Below are 17,669 nucleotides of genomic sequence, written 5' to 3'. Positions count from 1 at the left end.
TATAATGCCTGGGTGCCGGCGCGTCCTGCGGCGGCAGCCTTCCGGGCCGGCCTGCGGCCCCGGGCCGCATCGCCCCCGCTTCCTCTGACATGACTTCCCCACAACCCCCGGTGTGGTTGCGCCTCTGGCATCGCTTCGCACCCGCCGAACGCGCCGGCTTTATCGACGGCGCGCGCCGCTTTGCCCCGTCGCTGCCCGCGGTATTTTCCTGGGGCCTGGTCACGGGCGTGGCCATGAGCAAATCCGTGCTGACCGTGCCCGAGGCCATCGGCATGTCGCTGCTGGTCTACGCCGGCTCGGCGCAGCTGGCGGTGCTGCCGCTGTTCGCAGCAGGGCTGCCGCTATGGACCATCTGGCTGACCGCGGCCATGGTCAACCTGCGCTTCGTCATCTTCAGCGCCGGCATGCAGCCGCATTTCAGCTACCTGACGCTGGCGCGGCGCACGGTGCTGGGCTTCTTCAACGGCGACCTGCATTTCGTCTACTTCCTGCAGAAGTACAGCACACCGGGCTACGAGCCCGGCAAGGAAGGCTACTTCTGGGGCATGGCACTGACGAATTTCTGCATGTGGCAGGTGTCGTCGATCATCGGCATCGTGCTGGCCAGCCTGTTCCCGGACAGCTGGGGCCTGGGGCTGGCCGGCACCATGGCGCTGATCCCGGTGATGATCGCCACCATCAATTCGCGCTCGACGCTGATGGCGGTGGTGATCTCCGCGGTGCTGGCGCTGCTGTGCTTCGACCTGCCGTACCGGCTCGGGCTGGTGGTGGCCGTGGTGGGCGCGATCGCCGCCGGCATGGCCAGCGACGAACTGGCCGCGCGCGCCGCGCTGCGCGGCATCCAGCGGCGCAGGCAGGCACCGCTGTCGAAGCCCGCTTCCAAACCCGCTTCCAAGCCAGCGCCCGAGCCGGCGGACGTACCGGGAGACCGCGCATGAGCCATACCGAAGTCTGGATCGCGCTGGTCGGCATGGCGGTCGTCACCGTGGTCACGCGCGCGCTGTTTCTGATGGCGGGCGAGCACATCACCGTGCCCGACCGCATCCAGCGCGCGCTGCGCTATGCGCCGGCGGCGGCGCTGGCCGCCATCATCCTGCCGGACCTGATGACCTGGCAGGGGCATTTCACCGTGGCGTTTTCCAACTACAAGCTGATGGCGGGCGTGGCCGCGACGGTGTTCTACCTGCTGACCAGGAAGATGGTGGGAATGATCGTGGTGGGGATGGCGGTTTATACGGCGTTGCGGGTGCTGGGGGGGTAAGGGCCGGCGGATCGACCAGGTCAGGCCAGCGGCAAACCCCTGTCCGCCCTAGCCCCCAAACGCCGCCGCCGCCCGCTCCAGCCGGTCGCGCACTCCGGCCCAGTCCTGCCCTTCGGGCAACACCTCGAACACCAGCTGCGTGTACCCCTGCCGGTCGAGCTTGCGCAGCAGCCGGTACAGCTCCTGCGCATAGGCGGCGGCATCGGCAGGCGCCTGCACCCAGGTGCAGCGCTGGTCCGCCAGCGGCGCGCGCCCGACCCATGCCACGCGGGCATCCGCCGGCAGCGCTTCCAGGCGCGCGGCGGCGGCCTGCGCATCGGCCAGCAGCAGCGGCGTGTGCGGGGCGTAGTGGGCCTTCAGGGTTCCCGACGCGCGCGGCGCGGCGGCGTCCGGCGGCAGCGGGGCTTCGCCCAGCACCTGCGCGAGCATCCCCACCGTGACCGCGCCCGGGCGCAGCAGCACCGGGCCGATGCCCTGGTCCAGCCGCGACAGGTCGACGATGGTCGATTCAATGCCGACCTCGACGCCATCGCCTTCCAGCACATAGACCGCGTCGCCGAATTCCTCGCGCACATGCTGCGCGGTGGTCGGGCTGACCTGGCCGAACTTGTTGGCGGAAGGCGCGGCAATGCCGCCGCGGCCGCGCTTGAAGCGCGACAGCAGCGCCTGCGCCACCGGATGCGACGGGCAGCGCAGGCCGATGCTGTCCTGCCCGCCGGCGACGGCGGCATCGATATGCGCGGCGCGCTTCAGGATCAGCGTCAGCGGGCCGGGCCAGAAGGCGTCGATCAGCTGCTGCGCGGCCGCGGGCACGTCGTCGGTCCAGTAGCCGATGTCGGCACCGTCGACTACGTGCACGATCACCGGATGGTTCGACGGCCGGCCCTTGAGCGCGAAGATGCGGCCGACCGCCGCGGGGTTTTCTGCGTCGGCGCCAAGGCCGTAGACGGTCTCGGTCGGGAAGGCGACCAGTTGCCCGGCCTCGAGCAGGCGGACGGCTTCATCCAGTTCGGCGGCCGTGGGCGTGCGCGGCGACATCGTGTTCCTTCAAAGGGTGGCGTGGCGGTCGGCGGAAATTCAGAGCGGGATGTGCAGCGCCTGCGCGGCCGCCTGGAAAGCGGCGTCGGCGGCCTCGGCATGCTCGCCGATGCAGTTGACGTGCCCCATCTTGCGCGACGGGCGCGCATCGCTCTTGCCGTACAGGTGCAGCTTGGCGCCGGGTTGCGCCACCACCTCGTCCCAGGCCGGGGTGCGCTCCAGCCCGAACTCGAACCACACGTCGCCCAGCAGGTTCAGCATCTTGCCGGCCGAATGCTGGCGCGTGCTGCCTAGCGGCAGCCGCGCCATGGCGCGCACCTGCTGCTCGAACTGGCTGGTCTCGCAGGCGTCCATGGTGATATGGCCGGAATTGTGCGGGCGCGGCGCCATTTCATTGGCGACCAGCGAACCATCGGTCAGCACGAAAAACTCGATGCACAGCACGCCGACATAGCCCATTTCGGTGGCAATCGCGGCGGCGGCGGCGCGGGCGCGCTCGGCGATCTCGGGCGAGACGCTGGTCGACGGCATCTCGGTCGAAAACAGGATGCCGTCGCGGTGCACGTTCTCGGCCAGCGGCCAGGTGGCGGTGGCGCCGTCCGCGCCGCGCGCGGCCAGCACCGACACCTCGTACGCCAGCGGCAGCATCTGCTCCAGCACGCACGGCACATGCTGCATCGCCTTCCACGCGGCGCGCACGTCGTCGCGCGTCTTCACGCGCGCCTGGCCCTTGCCGTCATAGCCCATGCGCGCGGTCTTGAGGATGCCGGGCAGCACGTGGTCGGGCAGCTGGTCGACGTCGGCGTCGTGCTGGATCACCCAGTGCGGCGCCGTCGGCACGCCGGTGCGCTCGGCGCACGCGGCAAAGAACTTCTTCTCGCCGATGCGGTTCTGCGCGATCGACACGCAGTAGCCGCGCGGCGCGACGAACGCGCCCAGCTGCTCGAGCCGGTCCAGCGACAGCGACGGCACGTTCTCGAACTCGGTGCTGACCGCCTGGCACAGCTTGCCCATCTCGGCCAGCGCGGCCTCGTCGGTGTACTGCGCGCAGATATGCTTGTCGGCGACCACGCCGGCCGGGCTGTCCTGGTCCGGGTCGAGCACGCATACGCGATAGCCCATCGCCTGCGCCGCATGCGTGAACATGCGGCCGAGCTGGCCGCCGCCCAGCATGCCCAGCCACGCGCCGGGCAGGATGGGCGCGTCGGGACGGTCGACGCCGAACTCGGCGCGCGATTCCGGCGTGTGGGCTTCGGAGAGGTGGGGATGGATATCGGTAGGCATTGCTCGGTTCCGTGTCGGTCCGGAGGGTTACAGCGGCAGCATTTACAGCGGCAAGGTCATGGCGCGCGCGGCTTCGGTCTGCTTGGCGCGGAAGGCTCCCAGCGCCGCGGCCAGCGCGTCGTCGGTAGTGGCCAGCGTGGCGATGGCGTGCAGCGCGGCGTTGGCCGCACCCGCCTCGCCGATGGCGAAGGTGGCGACCGGCACGCCCTTGGGCATCTGCACGATCGACAGCAGCGAGTCCTCGCCGCGCAGGTACTTCGACGGCACCGGCACGCCGAACACCGGCACGATGGTCTTGGCGGCGATCATGCCGGGCAGGTGCGCGGCCCCGCCGGCACCGGCGATGATGGCGCGCAGGCCGCGGCTGCGCGCGCTCTCGGCATAGCGGAACATGTCGTCGGCCATGCGGTGCGCGGACACCACCTGGGCTTCGAACGGCACGCCGAAATCCTTCAGCATCGCCACGGCGTGCTGCATCACGTCCCAGTCCGAGCTGCTGCCCATGACGACGCCGACCAATGGCTTATCTTGCTTGCTCACTTTCTTTGTTCCTTCGGTTGTCATTTCCGCGAAGGCGGGAACCCAGTGACTTTAGGTTATGCATCGAGGCTCGCAAAAGACGCTGGATTCCCGCCTGCGCGGGAATGACGAGGTAGTCTTACTTCAACTCTTCGCCCGTCAGGCGCGTCAGCGCCTCGCGGTACTTCGCCGCGGTCTTCTGGATCACGTCGTCCGGCAGCTGCGGCGCCGGCGCGGTCTTGGGCCAGGGCTTGCCGTCGATGCGCACGGCTTCCAGCCAGTCGCGCACGAACTGCTTGTCGAACGATGGCGGGTTGGTGCCGACCTGGTACGAATCGGCCGGCCAGAAGCGCGACGAGTCGGCGGTCAGCACTTCATCCATCAGCGTCAGCACGCCGTTGTCGTCCAGGCCGAACTCGAACTTGGTATCGGCGATGATGATGCCGCGCGTGGCGGCGAACTCGGCCGCTTCCTTGTACAGGCGGATCGAGATCTCGCGCATCTGGCGCGCCAGCGCGATGCCGATGCGGCCCTCGACCTCGGCGAACGAGATGTTCTCGTCGTGCTCGCCCATCTCGGCCTTGGCCGCCGGGGTGAAGATCGGCTCGGGCAGCTTCTGCGCGTTCTGCAGGCCCGGCGGCAGCTCGATGCCGCACACCTTGCCGGTGGCCTGGTAGTCCTTCCAGCCGCTGCCGGCAAGGTAGCCGCGCACCACGGCCTCGACCAGGATCGGCTTCAGGCGCTTGACCACCACCGCGCGGCCCCTGACCTGCTCCACTTCATCCGCGGCCACCACGGTCTCGGGTGCGATGCCGGTCTCGTGGTTCGGCACGATGTGCGCGAGCTTGCGGAACCAGAAGTTCGCCATCTGGTTCAGCACGCGGCCCTTGTCGGGGATCGGCTCGCCCATGATGACGTCGAACGCCGACAGGCGGTCGGTGGTGACGATCAGCAGCTTGTCGTTGCCGACGGCGTAGTTGTCGCGCACCTTGCCGTGGCCCAGCAGCGGCAGCGAGTTGATGGAGGACTGGTAGAGAGCGTTGGTCATGATGGTTCCGATCGAACGGAGGTAAAGCACAGCGTCTGCAAAAAACACTGACGCTTAAAAATGCGTCGTCCCCGCGGAAGCGGGGACCCAGTGACTTTTGCCTTTGGTCAGCGCCGCGTTAAAGACGCTGGGTTCCCGCCTGCGCGGGAACGACGATTGAAACTTACTGCACGACCTGCGCCAGCTTGCCCGACTTGTACTGCTGCGCGATCTCGCTCAGCGCCACCGGCTTGATCTTGCCGGCCTGGCCTTCGCAGCCGAACGCGAGGTAGCGCGCCTTGCACACCTGCTTGGCGGCTTCGCGGGCCGGCTTCAGGTATTCACGCGGGTCGAACTTGCTCGGGTTCTCGACGAAGAAGCGGCGGATCGCGCCGGTCATGGCCAGGCGGATGTCGGTGTCGATGTTGATCTTGCGCACGCCGTACTTGATCGCTTCCTGGATTTCCTCGACCGGTACGCCGTAGGTTTCCTTCATGTCGCCGCCGAACTTGCGGATCTCTTCCAGCAGTTCCTGCGGCACCGACGACGAGCCGTGCATCACCAGGTGGGTGTTGGGGATGCGGGCGTGGATTTCCTTGATGCGGTTGATCGCCAGGATGTCGCCGGTGGGCTTGCGGGTGAACTTGTAGGCGCCGTGCGAGGTGCCGATGGCAATCGCCAGCGCGTCGAGCTGGGTGGCCTTGACGAAGTCGGCGGCCTGTTCGGGGTCGGTCAGCAGCATCGAGTGGTCCAGCTTGCCTTCGGCGCCGATGCCGTCTTCTTCGCCGGCTTCACCGGTTTCGAGCGAGCCCAGGCAGCCCAGCTCGCCCTCGACGGTCACGCCGATGGCGTGCGACAGCTGCACCACCTTGCGGGTCACATCGACGTTGTATTCGTAGTCGGCCGGGGTCTTGCCGTCTTCGCGCAGCGAGCCGTCCATCATCACCGACGAGAAGCCCAGGTCGATCGCGGCCTGGCAGATCGCCGGCGACTGGCCGTGGTCCTGGTGCATCACCACCGGGATATGGGGATAGGCTTCGACCGCGGCTTCGATCAGGTGGCGCAGGAAGTGCTCGCCGGCATATTTGCGGGCGCCGGCCGAGGCTTGCATGATCACCGGAGCGTTGACCTCGTCGGCCGCCTGCATGATGGCCTGCACTTGCTCGAGGTTGTTCACGTTGAAGGCCGGCAGGCCGTAGCTGTTCTCGGCTGCGTGGTCCAGCAGCTGGCGCATCGAAACGAGTGGCATGTCTAACTCCTAAATGAAAATGAGATGTCTCGGTATTCTTCTGTCGGCGCTCAATGCCCCACCCTGACGATCTTCAGGGTGTTGGTACCGCCCGGCTGTCCCATCGGCTCGCCGATGGTCAGCACGATGAAATCGCCCCGCTGCACCACGCCCTGCGCCAGCAGCAGCTCCTCGGCCTGCTCCAGCGCGGTATCGCGGTCGGTGCTCGACTGCAGCGGCAGCGGCACCACGTTGCGGTACAGCTGCATCTTGCGCTGCGACGCCAGGTTGGGCGTCATCGCGTAAATCGGTACATGGATGCGGTGCCGGCTCATCCACAGCGCGGTCGCGCCGGAATCGGTCAGCGCCGCGATCGCCTTCACCTGCAAATGATAGGCGGTGAACAGCGCCCCCATCGCCACCGACTGGTCGATGCGCGAAAAGGTCTGGTTCAGGAAATCGGTGTCGAGCTGCACCACCTCGGACTTCTCGGCCTCGATGCAGACCGCGGCCATGGCCTCGACGGTCTCGACCGGATAGCGGCCGGCGGCGGTTTCAGCCGACAGCATCACGGCGTCGGTGCCGTCCAGCACGGCATTGGCCACGTCCGAGACCTCGGCGCGCGTCGGCACCGGGTTGACGATCATGCTTTCCATCATCTGGGTGGCGGTGATGGTGAGCTTGTTGGCCTCGCGCGCCAGCCGGATCATGCGCTTCTGCAGCGCCGGCACGGCGGCGTTGCCGACTTCCACGGCAAGGTCGCCGCGCGCCACCATGATGCCGTCGGAGGCCTGCAGGATTTCTTCCAGCACGCCCGGATGGATGGCCTCGGCGCGCTCGATCTTGGCGATCATGCGGGCCCGGTGGCCGTGCGGCTGGCCGGCCACGGCGGCCAGCTGGCGCGCCATTTCCATGTCGGTGGCGTTCTTGGGAAAGCTCACCGCGAGGTAGTCCGCGCCCAGCGCCATGGCGGTCTTGATGTCCTCCATGTCCTTGGCGGTCAGCGCCGGCGCCGACAGCCCGCCGCCCTGGCGGTTGATGCCCTTGTTGTTGGACAGCTCGCCGCCGACGCGCACGGTGGTGAAGATCTCGTTGCCCAACACGCGGTCGACCACCAGCACGATCAGGCCGTCGTTAAGCAGCAGCAGGTCGCCCGGGCCGACGTCGCGCGGCAGGTCCTGGTAGTCCAGGCCGGCGCGCTCTTCGTTGCCGAGCTTGCAGTTGGAATCGAGGATAAAGGGCTCGCCCGGCTTGAGCAGGACCTTGCCGTGCTCGAACTTGCCCACGCGGATCTTGGGACCCTGCAGGTCGGCCATGATGGCGACCTCGCGCCCGCATGCCTGCGCCGCCTCGCGCACCAGCCGGGCGCGGTCGAGATGGTCCTGGGCGGTGCCGTGCGAAAAGTTCAGCCGCACCACGTCGACCCCAGCCGCGATCATGCGCGTCAGGATTTCCAGCGAGCTGGAGGCGGGGCCGATGGTGGCGACGATCTTGGTGGAACGGGTCATGCGGGGTTTCCTGGTTTCAGCGCTCGATGGCCCGACGGCCGGTTGGCGCGACCGGCGGGCCCACGGCTCCGCCGGGCGCGGGGCGGATGCGTCAGCCTGCGGCGCGCTGCTCCAGCACTTCGAAGGCGGGCAGCGTCTTGCCTTCCAGGAATTCCAGGAACGCGCCGCCGCCGGTGGAGATATAGCCCACGCGGTCGGCAATGCCGTACTTGGCGATGGCGGCCAGCGTGTCGCCGCCGCCGGCGATCGAGAACGCCTTCGACTCGGCGATGGCCTGCGCCAGCACCTTGGTGCCGTTGCCGAACTGGTCGAACTCGAACACGCCCACCGGGCCGTTCCAGACGATGGTGCCGGCGGCCTTCAGTTGCTCGGCCAGCAGCGCGGCGGTCTTGGGGCCAATGTCGAGGATCATGTCGTCGTCGGCCACGTCCTTGACGTCCTTGACGGTGGCCGTAGCGGTGGCGCTGAATTCCTTGGCGCAGACCACGTCGACGGGGATGGGCACCGAGGCGCCGCGCCTGGCCATGATGTCGATGATGGCCTTGGCGTCGCCGACCAGGTCGGCTTCGGCCAGCGATTTGCCGATCTTCAGGCCGGCGGCCAGCATGAAGGTGTTGGCGATGCCGCCGCCAACGATCAACTGGTCGACCTTGTCGGCCAGCGACTTCAGGATGGTCAGCTTGGTCGAGACCTTGGAGCCGGCCACGATCGCCACCAGCGGGCGCGCCGGCTGGCCCAGGGCCTTGCCCAGCGCGTCGATCTCGGCGGCCAGCAGCGGGCCGGCGCAGGCGATCGGCGCGTATTTGGCGATGCCGTGGGTGGTGGCTTCGGCGCGGTGCGCGGTGCCGAAGGCGTCGTTGACGTAGACGTCGCAGAGCTTGGCCATCTTCTGCGCCAGCTCGTCGCTGTTCTTCTTCTCGCCCTTGTTGACGCGGCAGTTTTCCAGCAGCACCACCTGGCCAGGCGCCACCTCGACGCCGTCGACCCAGTTCTGCACCAGCTTGACCGGCTTGCCAAGCAGTTCGGACAGGCGCGCGGCGATCGGCGCCAGCGAGTCTTCGGGCTTGAACTCGCCCTCGGTGGGGCGGCCCAGGTGGGACGTGACCATCACCGCGGCGCCGGCGCCCAGGCAGGCCTCGATGGCGGGCACGGAGGCGCGGATGCGGGTGTCTTCGGTGATGTTGCCGGCGTCATCCTGCGGCACGTTCAGGTCGGCACGGATGAACACACGCTTGCCGGAAAGCTTGCCTTGGGAGATCAGATCGGAAAGACGCAGGACAGAGGTCATGACGGTGGATGGCGCGAGATTTCGCTGCGGACTCGGGGAAACCGGCATTTTACCTGAACGCGATCGGGGCTTTGCCGAATCCGGACTGGCGCCGGCCATGATGCGGCCCGCAAGGCACAAACCGACCCACCAGCCAGTGCCGACGCGCGCCCCGCCGCCCTGACTCCCCACCAAAGAAGGGGCGCGCGCGTTTTCCGCGAGACCCCCAAGTGCGGTAATGTACGCAACGTCTGCTACAACAGGCACACGATCACGCCAGAGCCGGTTTACAAACGGCCAGGACAAGCGGCAACCGACAAGAGGCTGACAATACGGCCCGCCGCAAGCAGCCAGAACAACAAAGCATGCCGGGTTGCAAGCGGACGCACCACCGGCGCCGCGCATTTATTTTGTCGCGAATGCAAGGGGTAAGTCAGATGAATGAAGCCGACATTCACGGAGCGATCCGCGGCTTGTACGAGGGCATTCTGGATCCGGGAGCCTGGCAGGACAGCCTGCGCACCCTGACCGGGCTGGCGGGCGCGGCACATGCCTCGATGATGGTCTGGGACACGGTGCGCGACCAGATCAGCGTCAACGAGATCGTCAATCCGGTGGTCGAGCTGTTCACCGAATACGAATCGGATTACCAGGCGATCGACCCGGCCAAGCAGTTCGCGCCGGCCCTGCAGCCGGGCGGCTGGTATATCGACGCGCGCGAGCTGGGCGAAGGCACCATGGCGCGCCATCCGTTCTACCGCGATTTCTTCCACCGCTATGGCCTGCGCTCCTACGTGGCCTGCCTGGTCGAGCGGCAGCCCCATTACGAAGTCTATTTCTCGATGCAGCGCGCGCGCCGGCAGCCGCTGTTCTCGAGCGTCGACACCGGCGGCCTGGACTGGATCATCCCGCATATGCGCAGCGCCATGGCGATGCGCGACCGCACCCTCGGGCTGACGGTGCTGGCGCGGCTGTCGACGCAGCTGGTGGAGCGGCTCAATTTCGCCCTGCTGGTGTTTTCGCCGCAGCGCCACGTGCTGTTGTGCAACCGCGCCGGCGAACGCTGGGCGCGGCGCCTGGACCCGGCGGGCAAGGTGTCGGACTGGACCCTGTCGCGCCCGTTCGCCGGCATGGTCCAGGCCGCCTGCGACCCGCGCCACGCCGTGGCCGCCCAGGCGGCGCGCGCCACCAGCGGCGACGCCAGTGCGCAGGTCATCGTGCTGCCGCTGCCGCCGTCGCACGCCTTTGCCGCGCAGTGGCAGGAACCGGCCGCGCTGGTGATCGTGCACGAGCAGGACCGCGCCCCGCTGCTGCTCGGTCCCGTGCTGCGCGACCTCTACGGGCTGACGCCAGCCGAGACCCGGCTGAGCGTGCAGCTGGCGCACGGCCAGGGCCTGCCCGAAGCCAGCCAGCAGCTCGGCATCCGTCATGAAACCGCGCGCACGCAGCTCAAGGCGGTGTTCCACAAGACCGGCTGCAACAGCCAGGCCCAGCTCACGCACCTGCTCTCGCGCCTGGGCGCGGCGCTGGAACAGGGCTGAACCCGCAAGCCGTGCCACCGGCCGGCGCCGCGCCGGCGGCACGCGCTCTGCCACGCGGGTAAAGTACCCCAAAAGTACAAGAAGTAAAAAGAAGGGAAGCCATGAGCGACACACAGATGCACGACACCATTCGCGCGCTGTACGAGGGGATTTTCGACGCCGATGCCTGGCAGCGCAGCCTGAGCGCGCTGTGCCAGGCCAGCGGCAGCAGCCACGCGCATCTGCTCGTGCTCGACACCGTGCACCAGCGCGTGCTGGTACACCAGGAGGTCAACCCGATGCCGGAGGCCGTCGCCGCCTATCGCGACCAGTTCGCCGCGATCGACCCGGCGCTGCCGTTCGCGCGGCGCATGGCGGTGGGCAGCTGGTATATCGATTCGCGCGAGCTGGGGCCGCAGGTCATGCGGCAGTCGCCCTTCTACGGCGAGTTCCTGCGGCCGATCGAACAGTCGTCGGTGATGGCCTGCCTGATCGAGCGCCAGCCGCATTACGACGTGTTCCTGTCGCTGCAGCGCCCGCATGGCCACGACCATTACTCGCCCGAGGACGCGCGCGCGCTCGACTGGGCCATCCCGCACGTGCGCCAGGCCATGGCGCTGCGCGAGCGCACCCACCAGGTGTCGGCGCTGGCGCATGCGTCGTCGCAGTTGATGGAGCGGCTGCCGTTCGGCGTGATCGTGTTCCGCGAAGATGGCAAGGCGCTGCTGGCCAACAGCATCGGCGAAGCCTGGGTGCGCCGGCTGCTGCCGGCGGTGTCGATCGAGACCAGCGTCGCGGCGCCGCTGGCCGCGCGCGAGGATGGCGGCTGGACCCTGTCGCGCCCGTTCGCGGAAGCGCTGCGCGCGGCGAGCAACCCGGCCAGCGCGCAGCCGGCGCAGGCGCTGCGCGCCGTCGACGGCGCCGGGCGGCAGGCGCAGGTAATCCTGATGCCGCTGCCCCCGGCACATCACCTCGCGCTGGAATGGCAGCGCCCCAGCGTGCTGGTGGCGATCCACGAACCGGGCGCCGCGCCGATGACGCTGCCGACCGTGCTGCGCGACCTCTACGGCCTGACGCCGGCGGAGATCCGGCTGGCGCTGCAATTGTCTTCGGGCATCGGCCTGCCCGAGGCCTGCGAGCTGATCGGCATCCGGCGCGAGACCGGGCGCACCCAGCTCAAGGCGATCTTCACCAAGACCGGCACCGGCACGCAGGCGCAGCTGGCGCACCTGCTCACGCGGCTGGGCGTGCGCCCCTAGCGCCGCGGGCGCTGCCGCCGGCGACGCATCAGTCGATCGAAGCGCCCACGGTCTTGACCACGCCCGCCCACTTCTGGCGGTCGGCCTTCACCGTGGCCTTGAACTGCTCCACGGTCTCGACCCGCGGCGTGTTGCCGGCGTCGACCAGCTTCTGGCGGATCGCCGGCGTTTCCAGCGCCACCTTGACCGCGTCATTGACCTTGCGCGCAATCTTCGGGTCCAGCCCCTTCGGCCCGAACAGGCCGAACCAGATGGTGCTGTTGAAGCCGGGCAGGCCGCTCTCGGCAATGGTCGGCACATCGCCGATCACCTGCACGCGCTGTTTGGTGGTCACGCCCAGCAGGCGCACCTTGCCGGCGCGGAACTGCGGCAGCACGCTCTGCACCTGGTTGAAGATGCAGCAGACCTCGCCCTTCACCACTGCCTGCAGCGCATCGGGGCCGCCCTTGTAGGGCACGTGCACCATGTCCAGCCCGGCGCGCGCATTGAACTCGGCAAACGCCAGGTGGGTGCCGGTGCCGTTGCCGGTGGAGGCAAAGTTGTACTTGCCGGGATTGGCCTTGACCTTCTCGATGAACTCCTTGACCGACTTGACGTCGAGCACCGCCGGGTTGACGGTCAGCACGTTGGAGACCTCGACCAGCGGCGCGATCGGGGTGAAATCGGCGTCGGCATCGAACGGCAGGGTCTTGTACAGCGCCGGGTTGATGCCGTGCGTCGCGGCGGTGCCGAGCAGCAGCGTGTAGCCGTCCGGTTTGGCATGCGCCACCACCTCGGAGGCCACGTTGCCGCCGGCGCCCGGCCGGTAGTCATAGACGATGGTGGTCTTCAGCGACTTCTGCAGCGATTCCTGCAGCGTACGGCCGACGATGTCGACGCCGGATCCCGCGGTGAAGCCCATCAGGATCGTTACCGGCTGCGTCGGCCATTCGCCCTGCGCGTGGGCGGGCAGGCTGGCCGTGCCGGCCACGGCGGCGCACAGCGCGGCCACGCGGAAGGCGGAACGGAAGGACAAGCGCGGAAGCAGGCGGGACGAGTTGGGCATGGGGGCACCGTCGGGTGAATGTCACAAGGAAGCGGCCCGGCGCGGCGGACCTGCATGATGGCCGGGGTCTGAGCCCCGGGCCAGCGCAACAAGATAGCAAGGTTCCTGCCAAAACCAAACGACTGAGTTTGCCTGAAGGTATGCCGTGCGGGCATATGGCAACCACCTCGGCGCGGTCTGCGCTTCAGCGCCTCAGCAACCCCACCAGTTCGTCGACATCCGGCAGCGGCGCGCCGCTGCCAGCGGCGCCGTCGTCGTCGGCCTCCAGCAGGCCGTCGGCGAGCGCGCGCTTGTCGCGGTGCAGCTCGACGATGCGCTCCTCGATGGTGCCCGCATTGATCAGCCGGTACACCGTGACCGGGCGCTGCTGTCCGATGCGGTGCGCGCGGCCCATGGCCTGGTCTTCGGCGGCGGGGTTCCACCACGGGTCGGCGATGATCACGTAATCGGCCGCGGTCAGGTTCAGGCCGAAGCCGCCGGCCTTCAGGCTGATCAGGAAGACATCGCCCTCGCCCGCCTGGAACGCGGCCACGCGGCGCGTGCGCTCGGCCGCGGGGGTGGCGCCGTCCAGGTATTGCAGCGCCAGCCCGGCATGCTCCAGCCCCTGCCGCAGCAGCTGCAGGAAATCGACGAACTGGCTGAACACCAGGGTCTTGTGGCCGCTGGCGGCCAGCCCGCTGGCCAGTTCGACGAAGGCCCGCACCTTGGCGCCTTGGCTCAGTTGCCCGCTCACTTCCGGCGTGACCAGGCGCGGATCGCAGGCGGCGCGGCGCAGCCGCATCAGCTGCGCCAGCACGTGCAGGCGCGCCTGCGCCTGGTGCTGGGCCTGCGCCAGCGCCCGTGCCCTGGCGCCGGCGGGCGCATCACGGGAGGCCTTGCGCGCGGCTTCGACGCGTGCCAGCGCGGCCTCGGCTTCGGTCTGGGCCTGGCGGCGCAGCGCCTCATAGTGCGCGGCTTCGACCGGCTCGGGCTCGACCCGGATCACCAGCTCAGTCCGAGGCGGCAGCTCATCCAGCACCTGCGCCTTGGTCCGGCGCAGCACGAACGGCGCGACCATGCGGCGCAGCCGCAGGCGCGCCTCGCGACTGCCCGCGCGTTCGATCGGGTTGGCAAAATGCTCGTTGAAGCGGGCCAGCGAGCCCAGCAGGCCCGGATTGCAAAACCGCATCACCGACCACAGCTCGGCCAGCCGGTTCTCCACCGGGGTGCCGGTCAGCGCCATGCGGAAGTCCGACGGCAGCGCGAACATCGCCTGCGCCCGCCGCGTGACCGCGTTCTTGAAGGCCTGGGCCTCGTCGGCCACCACGGTATGCCAGGCGCGCGCGCGGAAATCGCCGGCGGCCTGCTGCAGCAGCGTGTACGAGGCGATCACCAGGTCATGCGGCCCCGCCTGCGCCAGCAACGCGTCGCGATCGCCCTCGGCATAGACATGGACGTTGAGCGTGGGCGCGAAGCGCCGCGCCTCGGCGGCCCAGTTGCCGCACACCGAGGTCGGCGCAATCACCAGCGCCGCGCCGCCGCCGGCGCGCGCGACCAGCACGGCCAGCGCCTGCAGGGTCTTGCCCAGGCCCATGTCGTCGGCCAGGCAGGCGCCCAGGCCGGAGGCGGCCAGCGTCATGGCCCAGCGGTAGCCGGCTTCCTGGTAGGGGCGCAACTCGGCCGCCAGCGTGGCCGGCAGCGCGATCTCGCTCTCGCGCGCGGCGCGCAGCCGGGCGATGCGCGCGCGGAAATGCGCGTCGGGATCGACGCCGGCGCCGGCCAGCACGTCGTCCAGCCACGGCGTGGCCATCTGCGGCACGCGGATGCCGTCGGGCACGGGTTCGGCCACGCCGGCGAGGTCGCGCAGCCGGCCGCGCAGCACCTGCGTCAGCGCCACGTAGACCCCCTGCCCCATCGGCACGAAGCGCCCGGCATGGCTGCCGGTCCACTCGATCAGCTTGCCCAGCTCCAGCACCAGCCCCTCGGCCACCCGCAGCTCGCCCGCCAACTTGTACCACGCGCCGCGGCTCTCGACCTGCACCCCCAGCTGCGGCAGGTCGGCGGACAGTACGCGCAGCTCCTTGCCGCGCGGCCATTCGACCGCCTGCACCGCGGGCAGCCTCGGCAGCGCCTCGACCACCGCGAGTGCGTCCTCGGGATCGTCGAGTGCCCAGGTGTACTCGCCGCCCGGCGGCGACAGCGCCACCAGCTGCGGCAGGGCGGCGAAGACTTCGGCCACGCTGGCCAGCTCGACGTCGAGGTTGCGCTGCGTCGACAGGGTCTCGCCGCGCACCGTGGCCATCAGCCGTGCGCGTCCGGCACCGGGCGCCAGCCGCGGCCCGAGCGGGCCCAGCGGCGTCACCACCAGCCGCAGCGAGATGCCGCGCCCCACCGGCGCCACTTCGGCACGCAGCCGTGCCTCGGCCTCGACCGCGCGCGAGCCCGCCGCGGCATCGGCCTGGATCTGGAACTGGCCGGCCAGCGCGCGCAGGGTCTGGTCGAGCCGGGCGTGGCCTTCCTCGGGAATCGCCAGGCCGTCTCCGATCAGCCGCGCGGCCTCGAACTGCGCCGGGGTATAGCGGATCAGCCGCAGCCGGTGCGGGCCGTCGCGCAGCAGCGTGAACTGGCGCAGCGCCTCGGCCTCCTGCCGCGCGGCGGCGGGCAGCAGTGCCTCCAGCGCCGGTGCCTCGCGCACCGGCGGGAACAGGCGCAGCACGTAGCGGCCGGCGCTGCGCACGGCCTCCAGCGCGGGCGCGTCCTCGACCACGTCCAGCGTCTGCGTGGGCGCGTGGGCCAGCACCACGCCCGGATGCCCGGCCAGCGCCATCAGCGCCACGGCGCGGTCGAGCACGTAGCGGCGGTTGTGCGAGGCATCGCGGCGGATGGCGCGCGCCACGCGCGCATCCCAGGGCTCGAGCCGGTCGTCCTCGGCGATGCGCGCCAGCGCCACCGGCCGGGGCTTGCCCCAGCCCTTGGGGCCGCGCACCTGCTCGAGCGGCTCGATCATGCCGGGCGCGCCGTCGGCGTCCAGCGTCAGCGCCCACAGCAGGCGCCGGGCCGGTGCCGCCGCACCTTGAGCGGTGGCCGGATCGGTGCCGGCAAGGGCGCGCAGCGCGTCCAGCGCCTGCTGCCAGCCAGGTAGCGGCGGTTCAATGGACGCTGCTGACTCTGGCGGCGATTTGGAGGCGGCGTGTGTAGTCAGGGGCACAGCATGATTCGATGGAACGAGGATTCAACCTCCACCGTCATTCCCGCGCAGGCGGGAATCCAGTGACTCATAAAGACGCTGGGTTCCCGCCTGCGCGGGAACGACGAGCGGTTAACTGAACGGAATCGCCATAAAAAGAGGCATTCTAGACCGCCGCAGCGCCGGCATCGCGTTGTGACCCATGCCCCCGCGGCTTACAATATCGTTTTTGCTATTTCCACGGCGCAGGGAGAACGGACATGTCGATGGCGGATCGCGACGGCAAGATTTGGATGGATGGCAAGCTGATCGAGTGGCGCGACGCCAAGATCCATGTGCTGACGCATACGCTGCACTACGGCATGGGCGTGTTCGAGGGCGTGCGCGCCTACAAGACCCCCGCCGGCACTGCCATCTTCCGCCTGAAAGAGCACACCCGCCGCCTGTTCAATTCCGCCAAGATCTTCCAGATGGCGATGCCGTTCGACGAGGCCACGCTCGAAGCCGCCACGCGCGAAGTGGTGCGCGCCAACAACCTGGAATCCTGCTACATCCGCCCGATCGTGTGGATCGGCTCGGAAAAGCTGGGCGTCTCGGCCAAGGGCAACACCATCCACGTCGCCATCGCCGCATGGCCGTGGGGCGCCTACCTGGGCGAGGAAGGCATGGAGCGCGGCATCCGCGTGAAGACCTCGTCGTTCACCCGCCACCACGTCAACGTGTCGCTGGTGCGCGCCAAGGCCAGCGGCTACTACATCAACTCGATCCTGGCCAACCAGGAAGCCACCGGCCTGGGCTACGACGAAGCGCTGCTGCTCGACACCGACGGCTACGTTAGCGAAGGCTCGGGCGAGAACGTCTTCATCGTGCGCAACGGCGTGATCTACACCCCGGACCTGGCCTCGTGCCTGGACGGCATCACCCGCGACGCCACCCTGACCATCGCGCGCGACCTGGGCATCGAAGTGCGCGAGAAGCGCATCACCCGCGACGAGATGTACTGCGCCGACGAAGCCTTCTTCACCGGCACCGCCGCCGAAGTCACGCCGATCCGCGAGCTGGACGACCGCATCATCGGCGAAGGCCGCCGCGGCCCGGTGACCAAGCAGATCCAGGACGCCTTCTTTGCCGCCGTCGGCGGCACCGACGAAAAGTACAAGAAGTGGCTGACGCTGGTGTGAGCACCGGCCGCCGGCCCGCGTGCCAGTCGCCCGCCCCCGCGGGCGCGGCACGCGCCTTGTTTTGACAAACAATACGTTTTATTCCCTGCAACACCATGACGCAAACCGCGACCATCATCGAAATCGGCGCCGAAGACATTCCGCTGCACTGCCCGACCGCCAACACCCCGGCCTGGAACTACCATCCGCGCGTGTTTCTCGACGTGGCCGACACCGGCGAAGCCAAGTGCCCGTACTGCGGCACCGTGTACAAGCTCAAGCCGGGCACCGTGCTGAAGGGCCACCACTGACCCGAGCCGCCTGCCATTGCACCTCCCTGACGCTCCGGGCCGCCCACTGGCGCCCCGGAGCGTTGGCGTTGCCGGC

General features: G+C 69.0%; 15 protein-coding genes. 6 read left to right on the top strand and 9 right to left on the bottom strand.

All coding sequences use genetic code 11. From position 1 onward, the window contains the following. The first annotated feature begins 89 nt into the window (after positions 1-89). Positions 90-938, top strand: a complete 849-nt coding sequence (locus CBM2588_RS04065) for an AzlC family ABC transporter permease (protein WP_115679463.1) — start codon at positions 90-92, stop codon at positions 936-938. Then, positions 935-1,261 carry an AzlD domain-containing protein gene (locus CBM2588_RS04060; RefSeq protein WP_115679462.1) on the top strand — a complete coding sequence of 109 codons (327 nt, stop codon included), beginning with the start codon at positions 935-937 and terminating at the stop codon, positions 1,259-1,261. Before CBM2588_RS04065 ends, CBM2588_RS04060 begins: the two co-directional genes overlap by 4 nt. Before the next feature lie 48 nt (positions 1,262-1,309). On the opposite strand, the gene CBM2588_RS04055 is transcribed toward CBM2588_RS04060, so the two are convergent. The 7 genes from CBM2588_RS04055 to CBM2588_RS04025 all read right to left on the bottom strand — a co-directional run bounded on the left by CBM2588_RS04055 (position 1,310) and on the right by CBM2588_RS04025 (position 9,153). Next, on the bottom strand, positions 1,310-2,299 hold the full coding sequence (locus tag CBM2588_RS04055) for an L-threonylcarbamoyladenylate synthase (protein ID WP_115679461.1): 990 nt from the start codon (positions 2,297-2,299) through the stop codon (positions 1,310-1,312). 39 nt (positions 2,300-2,338) lie between these two features. Beyond that, entirely contained in the window at positions 2,339-3,583 is a 1,245-nt protein-coding gene (locus CBM2588_RS04050; protein WP_092307845.1) for a 5-(carboxyamino)imidazole ribonucleotide synthase, read from the bottom strand. Positions 3,584-3,625: 42 nt separating this feature from the next. After that, positions 3,626-4,123, bottom strand: coding sequence for a 5-(carboxyamino)imidazole ribonucleotide mutase (gene purE / locus CBM2588_RS04045; RefSeq protein ID WP_115679460.1), 498 nt, complete (start codon positions 4,121-4,123; stop codon positions 3,626-3,628). 118 nt (positions 4,124-4,241) lie between these two features. Next, a complete protein-coding gene (locus CBM2588_RS04040; RefSeq protein WP_115679459.1) occupies positions 4,242-5,150 on the bottom strand; it encodes a phosphoribosylaminoimidazolesuccinocarboxamide synthase in 909 nt (302 codons plus the stop codon). Between the two features lie 163 nt (positions 5,151-5,313). Then, positions 5,314-6,378, bottom strand: coding sequence for a class II fructose-bisphosphate aldolase (gene fba, locus CBM2588_RS04035; protein ID WP_018008879.1), 1,065 nt, complete (start codon positions 6,376-6,378; stop codon positions 5,314-5,316). 50 nt (positions 6,379-6,428) lie between these two features. Beyond that, positions 6,429-7,865 (bottom strand): pyruvate kinase, encoded by a 1,437-nt coding sequence (gene pyk / locus CBM2588_RS04030; RefSeq protein WP_115679458.1) that lies wholly within the window; start codon positions 7,863-7,865, stop codon positions 6,429-6,431. Between the two features lie 91 nt (positions 7,866-7,956). Further along, positions 7,957-9,153 (bottom strand): phosphoglycerate kinase, encoded by a 1,197-nt coding sequence (locus CBM2588_RS04025; RefSeq protein ID WP_115679457.1) that lies wholly within the window; start codon positions 9,151-9,153, stop codon positions 7,957-7,959. A gap of 416 nt (positions 9,154-9,569) precedes the next feature. Between CBM2588_RS04025 and CBM2588_RS04020 the strand changes: the two genes are divergently transcribed. Both CBM2588_RS04020 and CBM2588_RS04015 read left to right on the top strand, forming a co-directional pair. Beyond that, on the top strand, positions 9,570-10,673 hold the full coding sequence (locus CBM2588_RS04020; RefSeq protein ID WP_115679456.1) for a helix-turn-helix transcriptional regulator: 1,104 nt from the start codon (positions 9,570-9,572) through the stop codon (positions 10,671-10,673). A 101-nt stretch (positions 10,674-10,774) separates the two neighbouring features. Beyond that, entirely contained in the window at positions 10,775-11,911 is a 1,137-nt protein-coding gene (locus tag CBM2588_RS04015) for a helix-turn-helix transcriptional regulator (protein WP_115679455.1), read from the top strand. Between the two features lie 28 nt (positions 11,912-11,939). On the opposite strand, the gene CBM2588_RS04010 is transcribed toward CBM2588_RS04015, so the two are convergent. Together CBM2588_RS04010 and CBM2588_RS04005 are read right to left on the bottom strand one after the other, a co-directional pair. Then, entirely contained in the window at positions 11,940-12,956 is a 1,017-nt protein-coding gene (locus CBM2588_RS04010) for a Bug family tripartite tricarboxylate transporter substrate binding protein (RefSeq protein WP_115679454.1), read from the bottom strand. 184 nt (positions 12,957-13,140) lie between these two features. After that, complete coding sequence (locus CBM2588_RS04005) at positions 13,141-16,137, bottom strand: DEAD/DEAH box helicase (RefSeq protein WP_439897440.1); 2,997 nt, start codon at positions 16,135-16,137, stop codon at positions 13,141-13,143. A 245-nt stretch (positions 16,138-16,382) separates the two neighbouring features. Between CBM2588_RS04005 and CBM2588_RS04000 the strand changes: the two genes are divergently transcribed. Both CBM2588_RS04000 and CBM2588_RS03995 read left to right on the top strand, forming a co-directional pair. Then, positions 16,383-17,303, top strand: coding sequence for a branched-chain amino acid transaminase (locus tag CBM2588_RS04000; protein WP_111518487.1), 921 nt, complete (start codon positions 16,383-16,385; stop codon positions 17,301-17,303). Positions 17,304-17,398: 95 nt separating this feature from the next. After that, the gene (locus CBM2588_RS03995; RefSeq protein ID WP_010812205.1) at positions 17,399-17,593 is read left to right on the top strand and encodes a zinc-finger domain-containing protein; all 195 of its coding nucleotides are present in this window, start codon (positions 17,399-17,401) and stop codon (positions 17,591-17,593) included. The last annotated feature ends 76 nt before the right edge of the window (positions 17,594-17,669 follow it).

Source organism: Cupriavidus taiwanensis, assembly GCF_900250075.1.
Lineage (GTDB): Bacteria > Pseudomonadota > Gammaproteobacteria > Burkholderiales > Burkholderiaceae > Cupriavidus > Cupriavidus taiwanensis_C.
Note: the sequence above shows the minus strand (reverse complement) of the source record. Positions and strands in the feature narration are given on the sequence as shown.